At 67.9% G+C, this 15,747-nt stretch carries 13 protein-coding genes; 7 read left to right on the plus strand and 6 right to left on the minus strand.

Going from position 1 to position 15,747, the window contains the following annotated elements; all coding sequences use genetic code 11:
• Positions 1-479: 479 nt before the first annotated feature.
• Both LRM18_RS10745 and LRM18_RS10750 read right to left on the minus strand, forming a co-directional pair.
• Positions 480-1,682, minus strand: a complete 1,203-nt coding sequence (locus tag LRM18_RS10745; protein WP_270954339.1) for a lipase family protein — start codon at positions 1,680-1,682, stop codon at positions 480-482.
• Between the two features lie 171 nt (positions 1,683-1,853).
• Complete coding sequence (locus LRM18_RS10750; protein ID WP_032960726.1) at positions 1,854-2,741, minus strand: outer membrane protein assembly factor BamD; 888 nt, start codon at positions 2,739-2,741, stop codon at positions 1,854-1,856.
• A gap of 113 nt (positions 2,742-2,854) precedes the next feature.
• On the opposite strand from LRM18_RS10750, the gene rluD reads away from it, so the two are divergent.
• From rluD to LRM18_RS10770, 4 genes are read left to right on the plus strand one after another with little or no spacing between them, the layout of a single operon-like run.
• Positions 2,855-3,844, plus strand: coding sequence for a 23S rRNA pseudouridine(1911/1915/1917) synthase RluD (gene rluD / locus LRM18_RS10755; protein WP_270954349.1), 990 nt, complete (start codon positions 2,855-2,857; stop codon positions 3,842-3,844).
• Positions 3,844-4,614 (plus strand): peptidoglycan editing factor PgeF, encoded by a 771-nt coding sequence (gene pgeF / locus LRM18_RS10760; protein ID WP_049437910.1) that lies wholly within the window; start codon positions 3,844-3,846, stop codon positions 4,612-4,614. The genes rluD and pgeF overlap by 1 nt, the downstream gene beginning before the upstream one ends.
• 20 nt (positions 4,615-4,634) lie before the next feature.
• Positions 4,635-5,141 carry a DUF4166 domain-containing protein gene (locus LRM18_RS10765; protein WP_064239072.1) on the plus strand — a complete coding sequence of 169 codons (507 nt, stop codon included), beginning with the start codon at positions 4,635-4,637 and terminating at the stop codon, positions 5,139-5,141.
• Positions 5,116-5,553, plus strand: a complete 438-nt coding sequence (locus LRM18_RS10770) for a thiol-disulfide oxidoreductase DCC family protein (RefSeq protein WP_270954354.1) — start codon at positions 5,116-5,118, stop codon at positions 5,551-5,553. The genes LRM18_RS10765 and LRM18_RS10770 overlap by 26 nt, the downstream gene beginning before the upstream one ends.
• A 71-nt stretch (positions 5,554-5,624) precedes the next feature.
• On the opposite strand, the gene otsA is transcribed toward LRM18_RS10770, so the two are convergent.
• The 4 genes from otsA to LRM18_RS10790 all read right to left on the minus strand — a co-directional run bounded on the left by otsA (position 5,625) and on the right by LRM18_RS10790 (position 12,133).
• Entirely contained in the window at positions 5,625-6,989 is a 1,365-nt protein-coding gene (gene otsA / locus LRM18_RS10775; protein ID WP_270954357.1) for an alpha,alpha-trehalose-phosphate synthase (UDP-forming), read from the minus strand.
• Positions 6,986-8,767: a glycoside hydrolase family 15 protein gene (locus LRM18_RS10780; protein ID WP_049467587.1), complete on the minus strand. Its 1,782-nt coding sequence runs from the start codon at positions 8,765-8,767 to the stop codon at positions 6,986-6,988. The genes otsA and LRM18_RS10780 overlap by 4 nt, the downstream gene beginning before the upstream one ends.
• A gap of 41 nt (positions 8,768-8,808) precedes the next feature.
• Positions 8,809-9,567 carry a trehalose-phosphatase gene (gene otsB / locus LRM18_RS10785; RefSeq protein WP_049467582.1) on the minus strand — a complete coding sequence of 253 codons (759 nt, stop codon included), beginning with the start codon at positions 9,565-9,567 and terminating at the stop codon, positions 8,809-8,811.
• A gap of 130 nt (positions 9,568-9,697) precedes the next feature.
• Positions 9,698-12,133, minus strand: a complete 2,436-nt coding sequence (locus LRM18_RS10790) for a TonB-dependent receptor (protein ID WP_270954361.1) — start codon at positions 12,131-12,133, stop codon at positions 9,698-9,700.
• Positions 12,134-12,348: 215 nt separating this feature from the next.
• Between LRM18_RS10790 and LRM18_RS10795 the strand changes: the two genes are divergently transcribed.
• The 3 genes from LRM18_RS10795 (at position 12,349) to LRM18_RS10805 (ending at position 15,552) form a co-directional block, all read left to right on the plus strand.
• Positions 12,349-12,831: a DUF3574 domain-containing protein gene (locus LRM18_RS10795; protein WP_053461179.1), complete on the plus strand. Its 483-nt coding sequence runs from the start codon at positions 12,349-12,351 to the stop codon at positions 12,829-12,831.
• 36 nt (positions 12,832-12,867) lie between these two features.
• Positions 12,868-13,725 (plus strand): SH3 domain-containing protein, encoded by an 858-nt coding sequence (locus tag LRM18_RS10800; protein WP_270954363.1) that lies wholly within the window; start codon positions 12,868-12,870, stop codon positions 13,723-13,725.
• A gap of 108 nt (positions 13,726-13,833) precedes the next feature.
• Complete coding sequence (locus LRM18_RS10805; protein ID WP_053506764.1) at positions 13,834-15,552, plus strand: thiamine pyrophosphate-dependent enzyme; 1,719 nt, start codon at positions 13,834-13,836, stop codon at positions 15,550-15,552.
• Positions 15,553-15,747 lie beyond the last annotated feature (195 nt).

Raw genomic sequence — 15,747 nt, forward strand, 5'->3', positions numbered from 1 at the left:
CGCGCTCGGTAGTGCCGGCCGCTGGCCGGCAGCCCGTATCCCGTGCATCCACGCATGGCGCGGATCTACCGCGCTCGGTAGTGCCGGCCGCTGGCCGGCAGCCCGTATCGCGCGCATCCACGCATGGCGTGGATCTACCGTGCTCGGTAGTGCCGGCCGCTGGCCGGCAGCCCGTATCGCGCGCACCCACGCATGGCGTGGATCTACCGCGGTCGGTAGTGCCGGCCGCTGGCCGGCAGCCCGTATCCCGCGCACCCACGCATGGCGTGGATCTACCGTGTTCGGTAGTGCCGGCCGCTGGCCGGCAGCCCGTATCCCGCGCATCCACGCATGGCGTGAATCTACCGTGCTCGGTAGTGCCGGCCGCTGGCCGGCAGCCCGTATCGCGCGCATCCACGCATGGCGTGGATCTACCGCGGTCGGTAGTGCCGGCCGCTGGCCGGCAACGTCCTGGATCGCGTCTCCGGCATGGCGTGAATCTACCGGGCTTCGTCGAGCATTTGTTCGAGGCCTGCGATCTCCGCAGCGTCGTTGAAGGCGTCGTCCTCCAGTCGCGCACGCACGAACGCCAGGCCATCGGCCGCCGCTGCGTCCAGTGTGCCGCGGTGGTCGACCGGATAGCGCCGGAACGCGACCGGCTCGCCGCGCAGGGCCAGGCCAGCGGCATACAGCAGGGTCGTCAGATAGGGGACATCGCGGTCCTCGCTGCCATGGGCCAGCATCAGCGGCTGGCTGAAGCCGCGGCGCGGCACGCCCAGGTAGTCATGCAGCATCGTCCAGATGCCCGGCACGCCGGTCAGCGGTGCAGTGAACATGCTGCCGGTATCCATGCCGTCGAGCGTGCTGGCCAGATCACCCAGGCACTGCTCGCGTGCCAGTGCAATGCGGGCGCGCCCGGCATCGCTCAGTACCCGGTCGACCTGCGGCGCAACCTGCAGCAGGCCGTCGAGCAGGTACGCGTGATACGCGTTGAGCGCGCCGGGATTGGCAGTGCGGTTGTCGGGTTTCATCACCAGCGCGGTCAGTTCGACGGCGGTCGGCGTTCCGGCGGTGAAACTGCCGCGGTACTGCAGTGAGGGCCCGCCATGGGAAGCCGCCAGGTGCCCGGCGACCAGCGCGGCTGCGCCCCCCTGCGAATAGCCTACCGAGACCCAGCGCGGCGACAACGCTGCTGCGCCCAGGTACTGCCGGCTCGCCTTGACCATGTCGATGGTGTTGCGCGCCGCGGTACGCACGTGCAGGTAGGCATGGCGGCCTGGGCTGCCCAGGCCCTGGTAGTCGGCGGCGGCGACGGCATAGCCCCGGGCCAGGAACACGTCCAGGAAGCGCCCGTCGCGTTCGGCATGGGTGGGGCCGGAGACCGAGGGCGCACAACGGTCCGCAATGCCCTGGGTGCCATGCGCCCACGACACCACCGGCCAACCGCCGATGGGCGGCGTGCCGGCGGGCAGGTACAGCAGGCCGGTGCCTTCGGCCAGCGCGCCGTGGTGATCCGGGGTGCGGTAGTGCAGCTTGTACGCCTGGGCGGCCCTGGACGGCACCCAGGGCGCGCGATAGGGCGCGGCAGACAACAGATCGCCCGGTGCGCCCCGCGCGAAGGCCGCGGGCGCCAGGGTCAGCGCCAGCAGGGCGCTGGCGAGAAGACAGGACAGGAAACGGAAACTACAGGGCCGTGTCGGCATGGGGCGCTCCGTGATGGCCGGTGTGGCCGCAGCGCCGCAGTGTGGACACCCACGCCCGGGCAGGATGCGACCGCCGTCGCAACCGCCGGGGATTCGTAGCATTCCGAGTGTCGTGGTCCACGCATGGCGTGGATCGACCGACAAAGAAAAGGCCCCTTCCGGGGCCCTCTCTCACTTCTTTTCCAGTCGCGCGTTGCGCTGGCCGGTGCTGGCGGACTTCTCGCCGGCGAACGGGTTCAGCTTGCGGATCATCCACGGGTACTTCGGCCACTTGCCTTCCAGCCACGGGTGGTCCGGCTGGTTCAGCTGCAGGACGCGGCGGGCGTCGTCGGCCAGGGTCTTGTTGCCCAGGTGGGTGTAGGAATCGGCCAGCACGGCCACGGCGTCGTACTGGAAGGCGCTCTGCGGGTAGGTTTCCAGCAGATAGTTGGCGCGGCCCACGGCCGAGACCCAGGCGCCGCGGCGCATGTAGTACAGGGCGTTGTCCAGCTCGTGCTGGGCAAACACGTCACGCAGCTCCAGCATGCGCTGGCGCGCATCGGCGGCATAGCGGCTGTTCGGGTAGCGATCAACCACGATGTTGAAGTCCGAGTACGCCTGGTGCGGCGTGGACAGGTCGCGGCGGCTGGCATCCAGCGACCATACGCGGCGCAGGAAAACCGTACTGCGATTGGAGTTGGCCAGGCCGCGCAGGTAGTACAGGTACGCAATGTTGCGGTGCGTCGGGTAGGTCCGGATGAAGCGGTCGATGCTGGACACGGCGTCATCGTGCTTGCCGGCCTTGTACTGGGCGTAGGCGGTTTCGATCATCGCCTGCTCGGTGTACGGGCCGTAGGGATACTGGGCCACCAGGCGACGGAAGCTGGCTTCGGCGCCGCTCCAGTTGCCGCCCTGCATCAGCTTGTGGCTTTTCTCGTACAGCTGTTCGACCGGCACGCCTTCGTCGGGGCGATCACCCTTCTTGGCGCCGCGGTGGCAGCCGGTTGCGGCGATGACCAGCACCAGCAGCAGGGCGGTGAGGCGGACGGGCGCGGAGAGCATGGCGGAGCGTCGGATCATGGGGTCGAGGCGGGACGCGGCTGGAATACGAAGGGTCGATGATAGCCTAGTGTCCTGTCCAGCGACTGAAACCGGCCGCCGGGACCCCAAAATTTCAAAGAATGCCCCCTGCCATGTCTGAACAACCCTCTGAATCGGCCCGCCAGGCCATCGTCCCCGACACCGCCGCCGGCCGCCGTTTCGACGCGGTCGTGGCCGAACTGTTCCCCGAATACTCGCGTTCGCGGCTGACCGAGTGGATCAAGGCCGGTGAGGTCCTGCTGGACGGTGCCCAGGTGCGCCCGCGCGATCCGCTGCGCGGCGGCGAGGTTGTGACCCTCAATGTGGTGCTGGAAACCCAGACCGACGCGCTGCCGGAGGACATCCCGCTGGACGTGCTGTTCGAGGACGAGCACGTGCTGGTGATCAACAAGCCGGTCGGCCTGGTGGTCCATCCGGGTGCCGGCAACCACAGCGGCACCCTGGTCAACGCGCTGCTGTTCCGCGATCCGTCGGTGGCGGTGCTGCCGCGCGCCGGCATCGTGCACCGCCTGGACAAGGACACCAGCGGCGTGATGGTGGTGGCCAAGACCCTGGAAGCGCAGACCGCGCTGGTCGAGCAGCTGGCGGCACGTGACGTGCACCGCCAGTACCTCGCCATCGTGATGGGCGCGCTGGTGGCCGGTGGTACCGCCGATGCCCCGATCGACCGCCACCCGCGTGACCGCCTGAAGATGGCAGTGCGCGAGGACGGCAAGGAAGCGGTGACCCACTACCGCCTGCGCGAGCGCTTCCGGGCGCACACCGCGCTGGAGTGCCGCCTGGAAACCGGCCGTACCCACCAGATCCGCGTGCACATGGCACACGTGCGCCATCCGATCATCGGCGACCCGCTGTACGGCGGCGCGCTGAAGCTGCCCAAGGGCGCCAGCGACGAACTGGTCGCCGCGCTGCGCGGCTTCAAGCGCCAGGCACTGCACGCCGAGACCCTGGAGTTCACGCACCCGATCACCGGTGAGGCGGTGCGCAATACCGCGCCGGTGCCAGAGGACATGCTGCACCTGATGAAGGTGCTGCGCGAAGACAGCGAAGCCTTCGCCGCCCGCGAGCGGGACCGCTGGTGATGGCAGCCGCGCTGCCGTTGCTGCAGGCCGACTGGCCGGCGCCCGCAGGCGTCCATGCGCTGACCACGCGCCGGCACGGCGCGGGCATCTCGCCGGCGCCGTTCGCGCAGTTCAACCTGGGCAACCGGCACGCGGCCGATGGGGATACCCCGGCCAACGTGGAGCACAACCGCCAGCTGCTGCAACAGGGGCTGGCACTGCCGTCGGCACCGCACTGGCTGCGCCAGGTGCACAGCAGCACCGTGCTGCGCTTCGATGCACCGCCGGTGCCCGGCGCGAGCGAGCCGGTGGCCGACGCGGCGGTAACCTCGGTGCCGGGCGTGGTGCTGGCGATCCTGACCGCCGACTGCCTGCCGGTGGTGTTCGCCGCCGCCGATGGCAGCGAGGTGGGCGCGGCCCATGCCGGCTGGCGTGGGCTGGCCGACGGCATGCTGGAGGCCACGGTGGCCGCCCTGCAGACGCCGCCGGCGCAGCTGCGGGCCTGGCTGGGCCCGGCCGCCGGGCCGGCCGACTATGAGATCGGCGAGGAGGTCTATCACGCCTTCGTCGGCCATGATCCGGCCGCCGAGGCGGCGTTCGTGGCCACCCGCGCAGGCCACTGGAAGGTGGACCTGTTCGCCCTGGCGCGGCAGCGCCTGCAGTCTGCGGGGATGGACCCGGCACAGGTGTATGGCGGCACGGTGTCGACCATGGCCGATCCGGACCTGTATTCGCACCGGCGCGACCGTCGTACGGGGCGCATGGCGACCCTGGCCTGGATCGCGCCCTGACTGCGCCGCTGTTCGCGCGCGTGCTGGGGCCGGCCTTCGCCACCCTGGCAGGGCCAGTGCAGGCGCTGCATGCCGCGCCGTTGCCCTGCCGCTACGTGGGACAGGCGCGCATCGTGAGGGGGCGGCACTGGCTGGTGCCGCTGCTGGCTGCGTTGGCGCGGTTGCCACAGGACGGTGACGCGCTGCCCACCGAGGTGGCGTTCAACCACTACCGGCAGGGCGAGCAGTGGGCGCGACGGTTCGGCCGCTGGCCGATGGTGTCGCGGCTGTGGGCGCATGAGGGGCATCTGCGCGAGCAGCTGGGCGCGGTGCGTTTCGAGTTCGCGCTGCAGGCCCGCGAAGGTGGCATCGACTGGTCGGTGCGGCGGGTCTGGGCGTTCGGGCTGCTGCCGCTGCCGGCACGGTGGTTTGCGGGCGTGCAGTGCCGGGAGGCCGGGGAGGGCGAGCGTTACACTTTCCGGGTTGATGTGACGTTGCCTTGGGTGGGAGCCCTGATCCGCTATGAAGGCTGGCTCGAACCGCAGTGAGGCCGCCGCCGGGGCGGGCAACCCGGTGATCGTGTTCGATGGCGTATGTGCCCTGTGCAATCGCTGGGTGCGCTTCCTGCTGCGTTTCGACCGCAAGCAACGTTATCGCTTTGCAGCGATGCAGGGCGAGCGGGGCAGTGCGCTGCTGCGCGCGTACGGGCTGGACCCGCAGGACCCGGCGTCGTTCCTGCTGCTGGACGCGCAGGGCGCGTGGACCGATACCGATGCGATCCTGCGTGTACTGGCCGGGCTGGGCAGTGCATGGCGCCTGAGCGGCGTAATGCGGATGGTGCCGCGTCGCTGGCGCGATGCAGCCTATCGCGCGCTCGCACGGAACCGCTATCGCTGGTTCGGCCGGCATGACGCCTGCCACCTGCCTGTACCGGAGCAGGCCGCGCGATTCCTGGATTGAAGAAAAGGGGACGGAGGGGATTAAGTCGTTTGTGCATAAACGACTTAATCCCCTCCGTCCCCTTTTTTCCTTCAGCCTTCCAGCGCGTCCAGGTAGCTGCGGCGCCAGTGGTTGATGTCGTAGGTGCGCAGGTGTTCCATCATGGCGTGCCAGCGCTCCTTGCGCTTGCGCAGCGACATCGTCGCCGCGGTGGCGATGGCGTCGGCAACGCCATCCAGGTCGTGCGGGTTCACCAGCAGTGCCTGCTTGAGTTCGTCGGCGGCGCCGGCCAGCAGCGACAGCACCAGCACGCCGGGATCCTCCGGGTCCTGCGAGGCCACGTACTCCTTGGCCACCAGGTTCATGCCATCACGCAGCGGCGTGACCAGCCCCACCGCCGCCGCCCGGTAGAAGCCGGTGAGGGTGGCATGGGTGAAGTTCTGGTTGACGTAGCGCAGCGGTGTCCAGTCAGGTTCGGCGTGGCCACCGTTGATGTGCCCGGCGATCTGTTCCAGCTGGCTGCGCAGCTGCCGGTACTCGGTGACATCGCCGCGCGAGACCGGGGCGATCTGCAGGTAGGTCAGCGAGCCGCGCTGGTCGGGATGGCGCTGCAGGTAGCGTTCAAAGCCAAGGAAGCGCTCGGGCAGGCCCTTGGAGTAGTCCAGGCGATCCACGCCGATCGCCAGCTGGCGGTCGCGCAGGCTGGCGCGCAGGTTCTTCACTGCGGTCTTGGTGGCCGCGGTGCCGGCCTGGCGCGCGATCAGCTCGGTGTCGATGCCGATCGGGAACGCCGCTGCGCGGAAACGGCGCCCGCCCGGCGCTTCCAGCGTACCGTTGTCGAGCACGCGACCGCCGCCGAACAGGCGCAGGTAGGTCTGGAAGCGATCGGCATCGCGCTGGGTCTGGAAGCCCACCAGGTCATACGCGTAGAGCGCGGAAAACAACCGCAGGTGATCGGGCATCGCCTGCAGCAGGTCGGCCGAGGGCATCGGGATATGCAGGAAGAAGCCGATGCGGCAGCCGATGCCGCGCTCGCGCAGCAGTGCACCGAGCGGGATCAGGTGGTAGTCGTGGATCCAGACGATGTCGTCCTCGCGCAGCAAGGGCGCGAGCTTGTCGGCGAACAGCGCATTGACCTTGTGGTAGGTCTCGCGGGTGGCACGGTCGTAGTCGACCAGATCCAGGCGGAAGTGCAGCAGCGGCCACAGCGTGCGGTTGGCAAAGCCGTTGTAGTAGCCGTCCACCTCGCGCTTGCTCAGGTCCATGGTGACGTAGTCGATGTCACCGTCCTTCTGCCGGTGCAGCGTACCGCTGCCATCCTTTACCGTCTTGCCGCTCCAGCCGAACCACAGGCCGCCGCGTTCCTTCAGGGCGGCCAGCAGGCCGACAGCCAGGCCGCCGGCGCGGTTCTCGCCGGGTACGGCCACACGATTTGAAACCACGACCAGACGACTCACGATGCCTCCTGCCAGGACCGCGACAGGCGCATCGCGGCGGTGATCAGGCCGACGTGCGAATAGGTCTGCGGGAAATTGCCCCAGGCCTCGCCGCTGTCGAAGGCCAGATCCTCCGACAGCAGGCCCAGGTGGTTGCGCTGCTTCAGCAGCAGCTCGAACATCTCGCGCGCCTCGTCCATGCGCCCGATCGCCGCCAGCGCATCGATGTACCAGAACGTGCAGATGGTGAAGCTGGTCTCCGGCTCGCCGAAGTCATCCGGCGCGACATAGCGGTACAGCGAATTGCCATGCTTGAGGTCGCGGCCGATCGCATCGACGGTGGCGATGAAGCGGGCGTCCATCGCGTCGATGAAGCCGATGTCGGCCAGCAGCAGGAGCGAGGCGTCCAAGCGATGGCCGCCGAAGGTATCGGTGAAGTGGCCCAGTTCCTCATTCCAGGACTCAGCCATGATGCGCGCATGGATGGTGTCGGCGCGCTCGCGCCAATAGTGCGCACGGTCATCGCGCTTGAGGCGCACGGCGATCTTGCACAGGCGGTCGCAGGCGGCCCAGCACATCGCGCTGGTGTAGGTGTGCACCTCGGTGCGGCCACGGAACTCCCACAGGCCCGCATCGGGCACGTCATGCAGGGCGAAGGCCTGTTCGCCCAGCGGTTCGAGGCGGGCGAAGGTGTGTGCGTCGCCGGGATCCTGCAGGCGGCGGTCGAAGAACAGCTGCGTGGAGGCCAGCACCACGCTGCCGTAGACATCGTGCTGGCGCTGTACCCAGGCCAGGTTGCCACGGCGCACCGGGCCCATGCCGCGGTAGCCGGACAGGCTGGGAACCTCATCTTCGTCCAGCTTCGCTTCGAAGCCGATGCCATACAGCGGCTGCAGCGTGCCGTCGGTGGTGGCCAGGTTGAAGATGTAGCCGAGGAACTGTTCCATCGTGCGCGTCGCGCCGAGACGGTTCAACGCCCGCACCACGAAGGCCGCGTCGCGCAGCCAGCAGTAGCGGTAGTCCCAGTTGCGCACGCTGCCCGGCGCTTCCGGAATGGAGGTGGTCATCGCCGCGATGATCGCGCCGCTGTCTTCGTACTGGCACAGCTTCAGGGTGATCGCGCTGCGGATCACCGCGTCCTGCCATTCCAGCGGGATGGACAGGTAGCGCACCCATTCGCGCCAGTAGTCGCGGGTGCGCTGGAAGGCTTCCTGCACATAACCGCTGATCGAGCGGTTGAGCGACTCATCCACGCCCAGGATCAGGTGGATGGGATGGTTGAGCACGAACGGCAGGCCATCGCGCACGAAGCGCACCGGCACATCGGTGGTCAGCCGCAGCACGTGCTCGGGCAGGATCCAGCGCACATGGTTGCTGCCCCAGGTCGACTCCGGCACGCGTGCGCCCCAGTCAGCCAGCGGGCGCGCACGCACGGTGATGCGTGGGCTGCCGGCCAGCGGGCGCACCTGGCGGATCAGGCTGACCGGCCGGTAGAAGCGGTCGTTCTGCCGCCAGCGTGGGGCGAAGTCGAGGATTTCCAGCTCGCCGCCGTGCGCGTCGCGCAGGACGGTACGCAGGATCGCCGTGTTGGTGAGGTACTCCTGCTCGCTGCCGGCGAAGTCTTCCAGTTCGATGGCGAAGTCGCCGCCGGTCTGCTGGTTGGGGCCGAGCAGGGCGCAGAAGGTGGGGTCGCCGTCGAAGGTGGGCAGGCAGCTCCAGACGACGCGGGCATGTTTGTCGACCAAGGCGCCGAAGCTGCCGTTGCCGACCACGCCCAGATCAAGATCGGGTTGGGTCATCACGCGGTACATCTCGGTTGCGGCCGTGGGGGTTGGCCGGGTCAATAGGCATTCTCACGCAGCCAGGCGTGCACGCTGCGTATGTCGGGCAGCGCAAACACCGCCGCGCTGGGTTCACGTTCACCCACCAGCACGCTCCAGCCGTGCTGGACGTTGGCGGCGTCGAAGCCGAATTCATCGGTGAGGTCATCGCCGAGGAAGACCGGAAGACGGCCGCGGAAGGGCAGGTACTGCATCATCCGGCGCACGGCGCGCCCCTTGTCGCTGCCTACCGGAACGAATTCGACCACGTGGTCGCCCGGCTGCAGGCGGTAACCGGGCCGGCCGCGCACGTGGCGGTTGGCAAAGGTGCGCACGTCACTGGCCGCGTGCGGCGCGCCGCGCCAGTGCAGGGCCAGGCCGACGCCCTTGTCCTCCACCAGCACGCCGGGATGGCCGTGGGCGAAGCGCATCGCCTGCTGGTGCAGTGCGTGCAGCCATTCGGCGGTGTCGTCATCGTGTTCGTCGCGCAGCACGCGACCATCGTGGCCGCGCAACTCATGCCCATGCAGGCCGGCGGCAGGCAGCTGGAGGGGAGCGAACAGCTGGTCCAGCTGTTCAAGCGGTCGGCCACTGACCAGTGCCACGGCGCCTTCCAGGCGGTCACTGATGCGGCCGATGGCTTCACGCACATCCGGCAGGAGCTGCACGGCATCCGGTCGTGCAGCGAATTCGACGAGGGTGCCATCGACATCGAGAAACAACGCACAGGCGTCGTCCAGCAATGGCGGTGGCGGACGCAGGGGGAGCGATTCAGCCATGACGCCCAGCCTGCCAGCGCCGGCGTGTACGTGGGGTCGAGGACAGGCTACTGATCGGGGTAGTGCCGGCCGCTGGCCGGCACCCTGAGGTTGCCGGCCAGCGGCCGGCACTACCTACCAGACTGGCGAGTCAGAACGTATAGCGGACGCGGCCGTAGTAATACGCACCGTTGCTGCCGATCGGCGACAGCACGTCGTACGGCAGGTTGCCGAAGTAGTAGATGTCGTTGTTGGATCGATCCGGGTAGTTGTCGGTCAGGTTCTGGCCGCCGATGGCCACGCTCCAGCGCGGGGTGATGCGGTACTCCACTTCCGCATCCAGCTGCCACTCGGCCTGGTAGGTCTGGCGCGGGATGTAGCCATCGCCGAAATTGAACACGCGGGTGGCGCTGCCGTAGCGGTTCACGCGGGTGCTCAGCGACCAGTGGTCGTTGTTCCAGGCGGCCGAGAAGCTGCCACGCGTGCGCGGGGTGGCATCGGTCAGGGTGTTGGTTTCCTCGATGCCGAACAGTACGTAGTCCGGGTTCAGGGCGCGCAGCTGCGCCGGCGTGGCCAGTACATTCTTCAGCGTGGTCTTGGTGTAGGCGTAGGTGCCGGTCAGCAGCAGCTGGCCATCGCCCAGCGACTGCCGCCAGTTGCTTACCAGCTCGGCGCCACGGGTGCGGGTATCGGCGGCATTGACGAAGAAGCTGGCGCTCTGCAGTCCGCTGACGCCGTAGTTGGCGGCCACGTAATCAGTCAGTGCGTCACCGGTGATGCTCTCCGACAGCGCGATGCGGTCATCGATGTCGATCTGGAAGAAGTCCAGTGACAGGTCGAAGTGCTCGCCGATGCGGCTGGTGAAGCCCAGCGAGGTGTTGATCGACTTCTCCGGCTTCAGGTTCTGCGCACCCAAGCCACGCGCGATCGGATTGTTGACCGACAGCAGGCGGCCCTGCACCAGCTGGCCGCCGGCGTTGTAACCGGTGGAGGTGGATTCGTAGCCGATCTGCGCCAGCGACGGCGCGCGGAAGTTGTTGGAGATGGCACCGCGCAATGCGAACGCCGGGGTGAATTCGTAGCGCAGGCCGAGCTTGCCGGTCAGTTCGCCGCCAAAGTCGTCGTTGTGCTCGTAGCGGGCGGCCAGATCGCTGGAGAAGTGATCGCCGAACTGGCTGGACAGGCTGGCATAGGCGCTGGCCAAGTCGCGCGCCAGGGTGGCGGCGTCCTGTGGGGTCAGGCCGCCACCGGCCTGCGAACCGGTCGGGCGGTCGGTGTACGGGCCGGCCGCATAGCTGGCCGGGTCGCCGGGGCGGGTCTGGTAGCGCTCATGGCGCGCTTCCACGCCCAGGCCCAGGGTGTGGCTGATGCTGTCGCTCTGGGTGAACACGCGGCTCAGATCGAGATTGCCCACCGTCTGTGCGTACTGGTAATCGGCAGTCTTGAAGCGGGTCGGGCTGGTCGGGCCCAGCGAGGCGTTGAGCGAATCGCGCAGGCGGTAGGTGAAGTCGTTCTGGCCGTAATCCAGGCTGCCGTCGTAGCTCCATTCGCCCCACTGCCCGCGCACGCCGGCCACGGCCTGCACGTCGCGGTTCTCGCCTTCGGAAATGGGCCGGTAACCGTTCGGATAGACCTGCTTCCAGTTGGCCTCGCCATCGGGATAGCGGAAGTAGTTGGCGCCTTCGGTGTCACGCTGGTTGAAGGTACCGAACGCGTAGAACGTCGAGGTCTGTCCCACCGGGACCTCGGTGTTCAGCCACAGGTTGATGTCCTTGCTCTTGCCATCGCCCAGCACGTAGTTGCGCTTGCCCTGCAGCGCCAGGTTGTCCGGCGTCTGGTCCCACGGCGGAATCTGGTCGAAGCCGGCGCGGTTGGTGCCGTTGCGGTGCTTGTATTCCAGGCCGACGCGCAGGAAGCCGCCGTCCTCGCCCAGCGAGGTGCCGACCTTGGCGTTGATGTTGCCGGTCTGGCCGTCGGTGAGGGTGCGGCCGATCGGCTTGAGGTCGGTGTGGTTGGCACCGTAGCTGGCCTCGATCTCGCCACCGTCGCCGCCGTTGTCGAGGATCACATTGATCACGCCGGCCACGGCGTCCGATCCGTACAGCGCACCGGCACCATCGCGCAGCACTTCAATGCGCTTGATCGCGCTGACCGGGATCGAATTGAAATCGACCGGGGTGGTGCCCTTGCCGATCTTGCTGTCAGTGTTGACCAGTGCGGTGTGGTGGCGGCGCTTGCCGTTGACCAGCACCAGCACCTGGTCCGGCGACAGACCACGCAACTGCGCCGCGCGCACGTGGTCGGCGCCACCGGAGTTGGACTGGCGCGGGAAGTTGAACGACGGCAGCAGCGCCTGCAGCGCGCTGCCCAGTTCGCCGTTGACCACGCCGGCCTTGCGGATGTCCTCGGCGGTGAGCACATCCACCGGCGAGGTGGATTCGAGCACGGTGCGGTCTGCGGCACGGGTGCCGGTGACGATCACGGTGTCCAGGTTGGTGGCGTCCTGGGCCAGGGCCGGGGCGGCAGCGGAGGAAAGCGCGAGGGCGATGGCGAGGCCGAGCGGCGACGCGGGCAGGCGGGCGGACATGGGGGGCTCCAGCAACAACGACGACGGGGAAGGGGGAGATAGTTTCACTTACATCCATCCGGATGAAGCGATATATTATCTTCGCGTGATGGCCGGTGCCGATGCAAGTCCCTGCCGGTCCGGCATGAGCTGATGCCCGGTTGGCATCAGCACGCCGGGCCGGTGGCGCTGTACGCTGCCGGCTCGCCCTGTCCCCCTTCCCCGGAGCTGTACCGATGAAACACCTTGGCCTCGTCTTCGCCGTGCTGCTGGCCACCAGTGGCTGCGCCAGCCTGTCTTCGCAGGCGCCCAGCGCCTATGCCACGGCCACCACCGCCGAACTGAAGGGCGATGCTGCCCGCCCTTCCGCCGGCCATGGCTGGGTGCGCAGCGAGCTGTACTTCGGGGTGGGCGAGGAGCAGGGGGCCGGCAACCGCCCGCAGGCCGACACCATCAGCGACGCGCAGTGGCGCGCCTTCCTGGACAAGGAAGTAACGCCGCGCTTCCCGGACGGCCTGACCGTGTTTGATGCCTACGGCCAGTGGCTGTTCCGCGGCGATGCCGCGCCCAACCGCCTGCGCACCAAGGTGCTGGTGGTGCTGCACGAGGACACCCCGCAGCGCCGCGCCGACATCGAGGCGATCCGCCTGGCGTGGAAGCAGCAGACCCGGCATCAGTCGGTGCTGTGGTCGCGGCAGGCGGTCGAGGTATCGTTCTGAGTTGAAGGTGCCGCCGCGGTGCCGCAGGGAGCAATGATGAACTACAGGAAATGCCTGCTGGGCCTGGCATTGGCAGGCGTACTGGCACCGACGGCGCAGGCGGGTGGGGACGACGGAGAAACGCTGCGCTTCCAGGTGGCCGCGCATGTGCAGGCGCATGCCGATCCGCAGCAGGACGGCAGCATCGCGGTGCAGCTGTCACCCTCGGGCAAGCGCCAGACGCTGGCCGGCGCGGCCGATGCCGACGGCAATTCGCGCTGGTCGCTCGAAGATGTCGATTTCGATGGTTACCCGGAACTGGTCGCACGCGCTCCGGTAGGCATGGTCAACGAAGCGGTGGCGGTGTACCGGTTCGATCCGGCCGTTGAGGCATTCCGCGTGCTGCAGGCCGAGACCCACGGCAAGGACAGCTGCGGTGAGCTGATGGGGCTGACGGTCGACCGTCCGAGCCGCACGCTGACCAGCAGCTGCCGCAGCGGCCCGATGTGGTACACCGACCAGTATCGCTTCGCAGGCGCGACACTCCATCTGTACCGCGCCGAGCGCGTGCTGATGCTGGGCGATACGTTGAACGCCGCGCTGCAGTGGAACCAGACCGACGAGCAGGGCCCGTTGGCAGTCTGGCGCACCTATGATGCCGCCGGCCGCGTGCTGGAAAGTGCCATCGCCGATGGCCTGGGTGCTCCGCCGGATGGACCGTTGCGTGGTCGGCAGGCCACCGTGGTGCCCGCGCGCCTGTTCCTGTTCGACCAACCCGGCGCATCCAGCACCAGGCGTTACCTGGTCCAAGGCGACCGCGTGGAACTGCTGGATGAACGGGACGGCTGGGTGAAGCTGCGCTACCGCAACCCCAGGCAGGGTGAGGTGGTGGGCTGGATCAACGTCAACGATTGACTCGATCTCCGCCGGTAGTTTGCCTATCGAGGTGATGTGCGCCTTGCCCACGGAGGCATCACTTCTTCGGGTCTAGCCTCGGATGTTCTCCCCTCGAGGATGTCTCCGATGAGCAAGCGCGTTGCCGAGATCGTTGTCGATACCCTGCAGCAGGCGGGCGTCCGCCGCTGTTATGGCATCGTCGGCGATACCTTGAATCACGTCACCGATGCCCTGCACCGCAGTGAAATCGACTGGGTACATGTACGCCACGAAGAAGTGGCCGCCTTCGCTGCCGGCGCCGATTCGCTGGTGAGTGGCGAGTTGACCGCCTGTGCGGGTTCCTGTGGTCCCGGTGGCCTGCACTTCATCAATGGCGTCTTCGAGAGCAATCGCAACCGTGCACCGATGGTGCTGATCGCCAGCCAGGTAGTGACCAGTGAGCTGGGCATGGAATTTCCGCAGGAAGTGGATTTCAAGGCGGTCTATGGCAGCTGTACGGTGTTCTGCGAACAGGTGCACAGCCCGGAGCAGGCGCGTCGCGTCGTGGCCCTGGCCTGCCAGGCGGCGATCAGCCGCCGCGGCGTGGCGGTAGTGATCCTGCCGGCCGACATCAGCCAGGCTGAGGTGAAGCACGATGTGCCGTTCTCGGTGCACTACACCCAGCCGGTGCTGCGTCCGGCGGATGCCGAACTGCAGCGCATCGCCGAACTGCTGGGGCAGGGCAAGCGCATTGGCATCTACGCCGGTGCCGGTTGCCAGGGCGCACACGCGCAGCTGCTGGAACTGGCCCGGCGCCTGCAGGCGCCGGTTGCGCATACTTCGCGCGCCAAGGATTTCGTCGAGCCGGACAACCCGTACAACATGGGCATGACCGGCATCTTCGGCATCGAATCCGGCTTCCACACGCTGATGGCGTGCGACACGCTGCTGCTGCTCGGCGCCGACTTCGCCTGGGGCCAGTTCTACCCGGACAAGGCCACGATCATCCAGGTCGACCGCGATGGCAGCCACCTCGGCCGCCGCCATCCGGTGAACCTCGGCGTGGTCGGTGACATCGCACCGACCCTGGACGCGCTGCTGCCGATGCTGCCGCCGCGTGAGGACAGCAGCTTCCTGGACGAATGCATCGAGCGTCGCGACAAGGCACTGAAGACGCGCGAGCAGGAAGAACAACCGGGCGAGGGTGAACTGATCCACCCGCAGCACCTGACCGCCTTGCTGTCCAGGCACGCCAGCGATGATGCGCTGTTCACTGCTGACGGCGGCTCGCCGATGGTGTGGGTGCTGCGCCACATCCGCGTCAACGGCCGTCGCCGCACGCTGACCAGCCTGCTGCACGGCACGATGGCCAACGCGATGCCGCAGGCGCTGGGCCTGCAGAAGGCCTTCCCCGGGCGGCAGGTGATCTCCCTATCCGGTGATGGTGGCCTGGCGATGCTGCTGGGTGACCTGCTCACGGCAGTGCAGGAGAACCTGCCGATCAAGGTGGTGGTGTTCAACAACGGCTCGCTGAACTTCGTCGAGCTGGAGCAGAAGGTGGAAGGCCTGCTGGACAACTACACCGACCTGAAGAACCCGGACTTCGGCCGCCTGGCCGAGGTGATCGGCTTCCACGGCCGCACGGTGACCCGCAGCGAGGATCTGGAAGAAGCGGTGCTGGATTTCCTGTCCCAGCGCGGCCCGGCGCTGCTGGACGTGCATACCAGCCGCGCCGAACTGGTGATGCCGCCGCAGATCGAGGCCAAGCAGGTGGCCGGTACGGCGCTGTATGCCGCCAAGGCGGTGTTGAATGGCCGCTTCGACGACGTGAAGCATCTGCTGGTGGACAACTTCCTGAAGAAGTAGGGCGAGGATGCAGGGCTGCGCCCTGCACCCGCGGTAGTGCCGGCCGTTGGCCGGCCACCTCGGAAGCAACGGCGGCCATTCTTGGGTAGGCGCCAACCTTGGTCGACACGGTAGATCCACGCCATGCGTGGATAGCGTGGAAATGATCGAATTGTTCTTGTACTGCCGGGCCATGCTCGGCTCAGAGGCGTCGCG

Source organism: Stenotrophomonas sp. PI_27, from assembly GCF_027854495.1.
Taxonomy (GTDB): domain Bacteria; phylum Pseudomonadota; class Gammaproteobacteria; order Xanthomonadales; family Xanthomonadaceae; genus Stenotrophomonas; species Stenotrophomonas pavanii.

Excerpts from the sequence above, each read along its gene's own strand:
- LRM18_RS10745 (WP_270954339.1), bottom strand. The coding sequence starts at position 1,682 with ATGCCGACACGGCCCTGTAGTTTCCGTTTCCTGTCCTGTCTTCTCGCC.
- LRM18_RS10750 (WP_032960726.1), bottom strand. The coding sequence starts at position 2,741 with ATGATCCGACGCTCCGCCATGCTCTCCGCGCCCGTCCGCCTCACCGCC.
- rluD (WP_270954349.1), top strand. The coding sequence starts at position 2,855 with ATGTCTGAACAACCCTCTGAATCGGCCCGCCAGGCCATCGTCCCCGAC.
- pgeF (WP_049437910.1), top strand. The coding sequence starts at position 3,844 with ATGGCAGCCGCGCTGCCGTTGCTGCAGGCCGACTGGCCGGCGCCCGCA.
- LRM18_RS10770 (WP_270954354.1), top strand. The coding sequence starts at position 5,116 with ATGAAGGCTGGCTCGAACCGCAGTGAGGCCGCCGCCGGGGCGGGCAAC.
- LRM18_RS10780 (WP_049467587.1), bottom strand. The coding sequence starts at position 8,767 with ATGACCCAACCCGATCTTGATCTGGGCGTGGTCGGCAACGGCAGCTTC.
- otsB (WP_049467582.1), bottom strand. The coding sequence starts at position 9,567 with ATGGCTGAATCGCTCCCCCTGCGTCCGCCACCGCCATTGCTGGACGAC.
- LRM18_RS10790 (WP_270954361.1), bottom strand. The coding sequence starts at position 12,133 with ATGTCCGCCCGCCTGCCCGCGTCGCCGCTCGGCCTCGCCATCGCCCTC.
- LRM18_RS10795 (WP_053461179.1), top strand. The coding sequence starts at position 12,349 with ATGAAACACCTTGGCCTCGTCTTCGCCGTGCTGCTGGCCACCAGTGGC.
- LRM18_RS10800 (WP_270954363.1), top strand. The coding sequence starts at position 12,868 with ATGAACTACAGGAAATGCCTGCTGGGCCTGGCATTGGCAGGCGTACTG.
- LRM18_RS10805 (WP_053506764.1), top strand. The coding sequence starts at position 13,834 with ATGAGCAAGCGCGTTGCCGAGATCGTTGTCGATACCCTGCAGCAGGCG.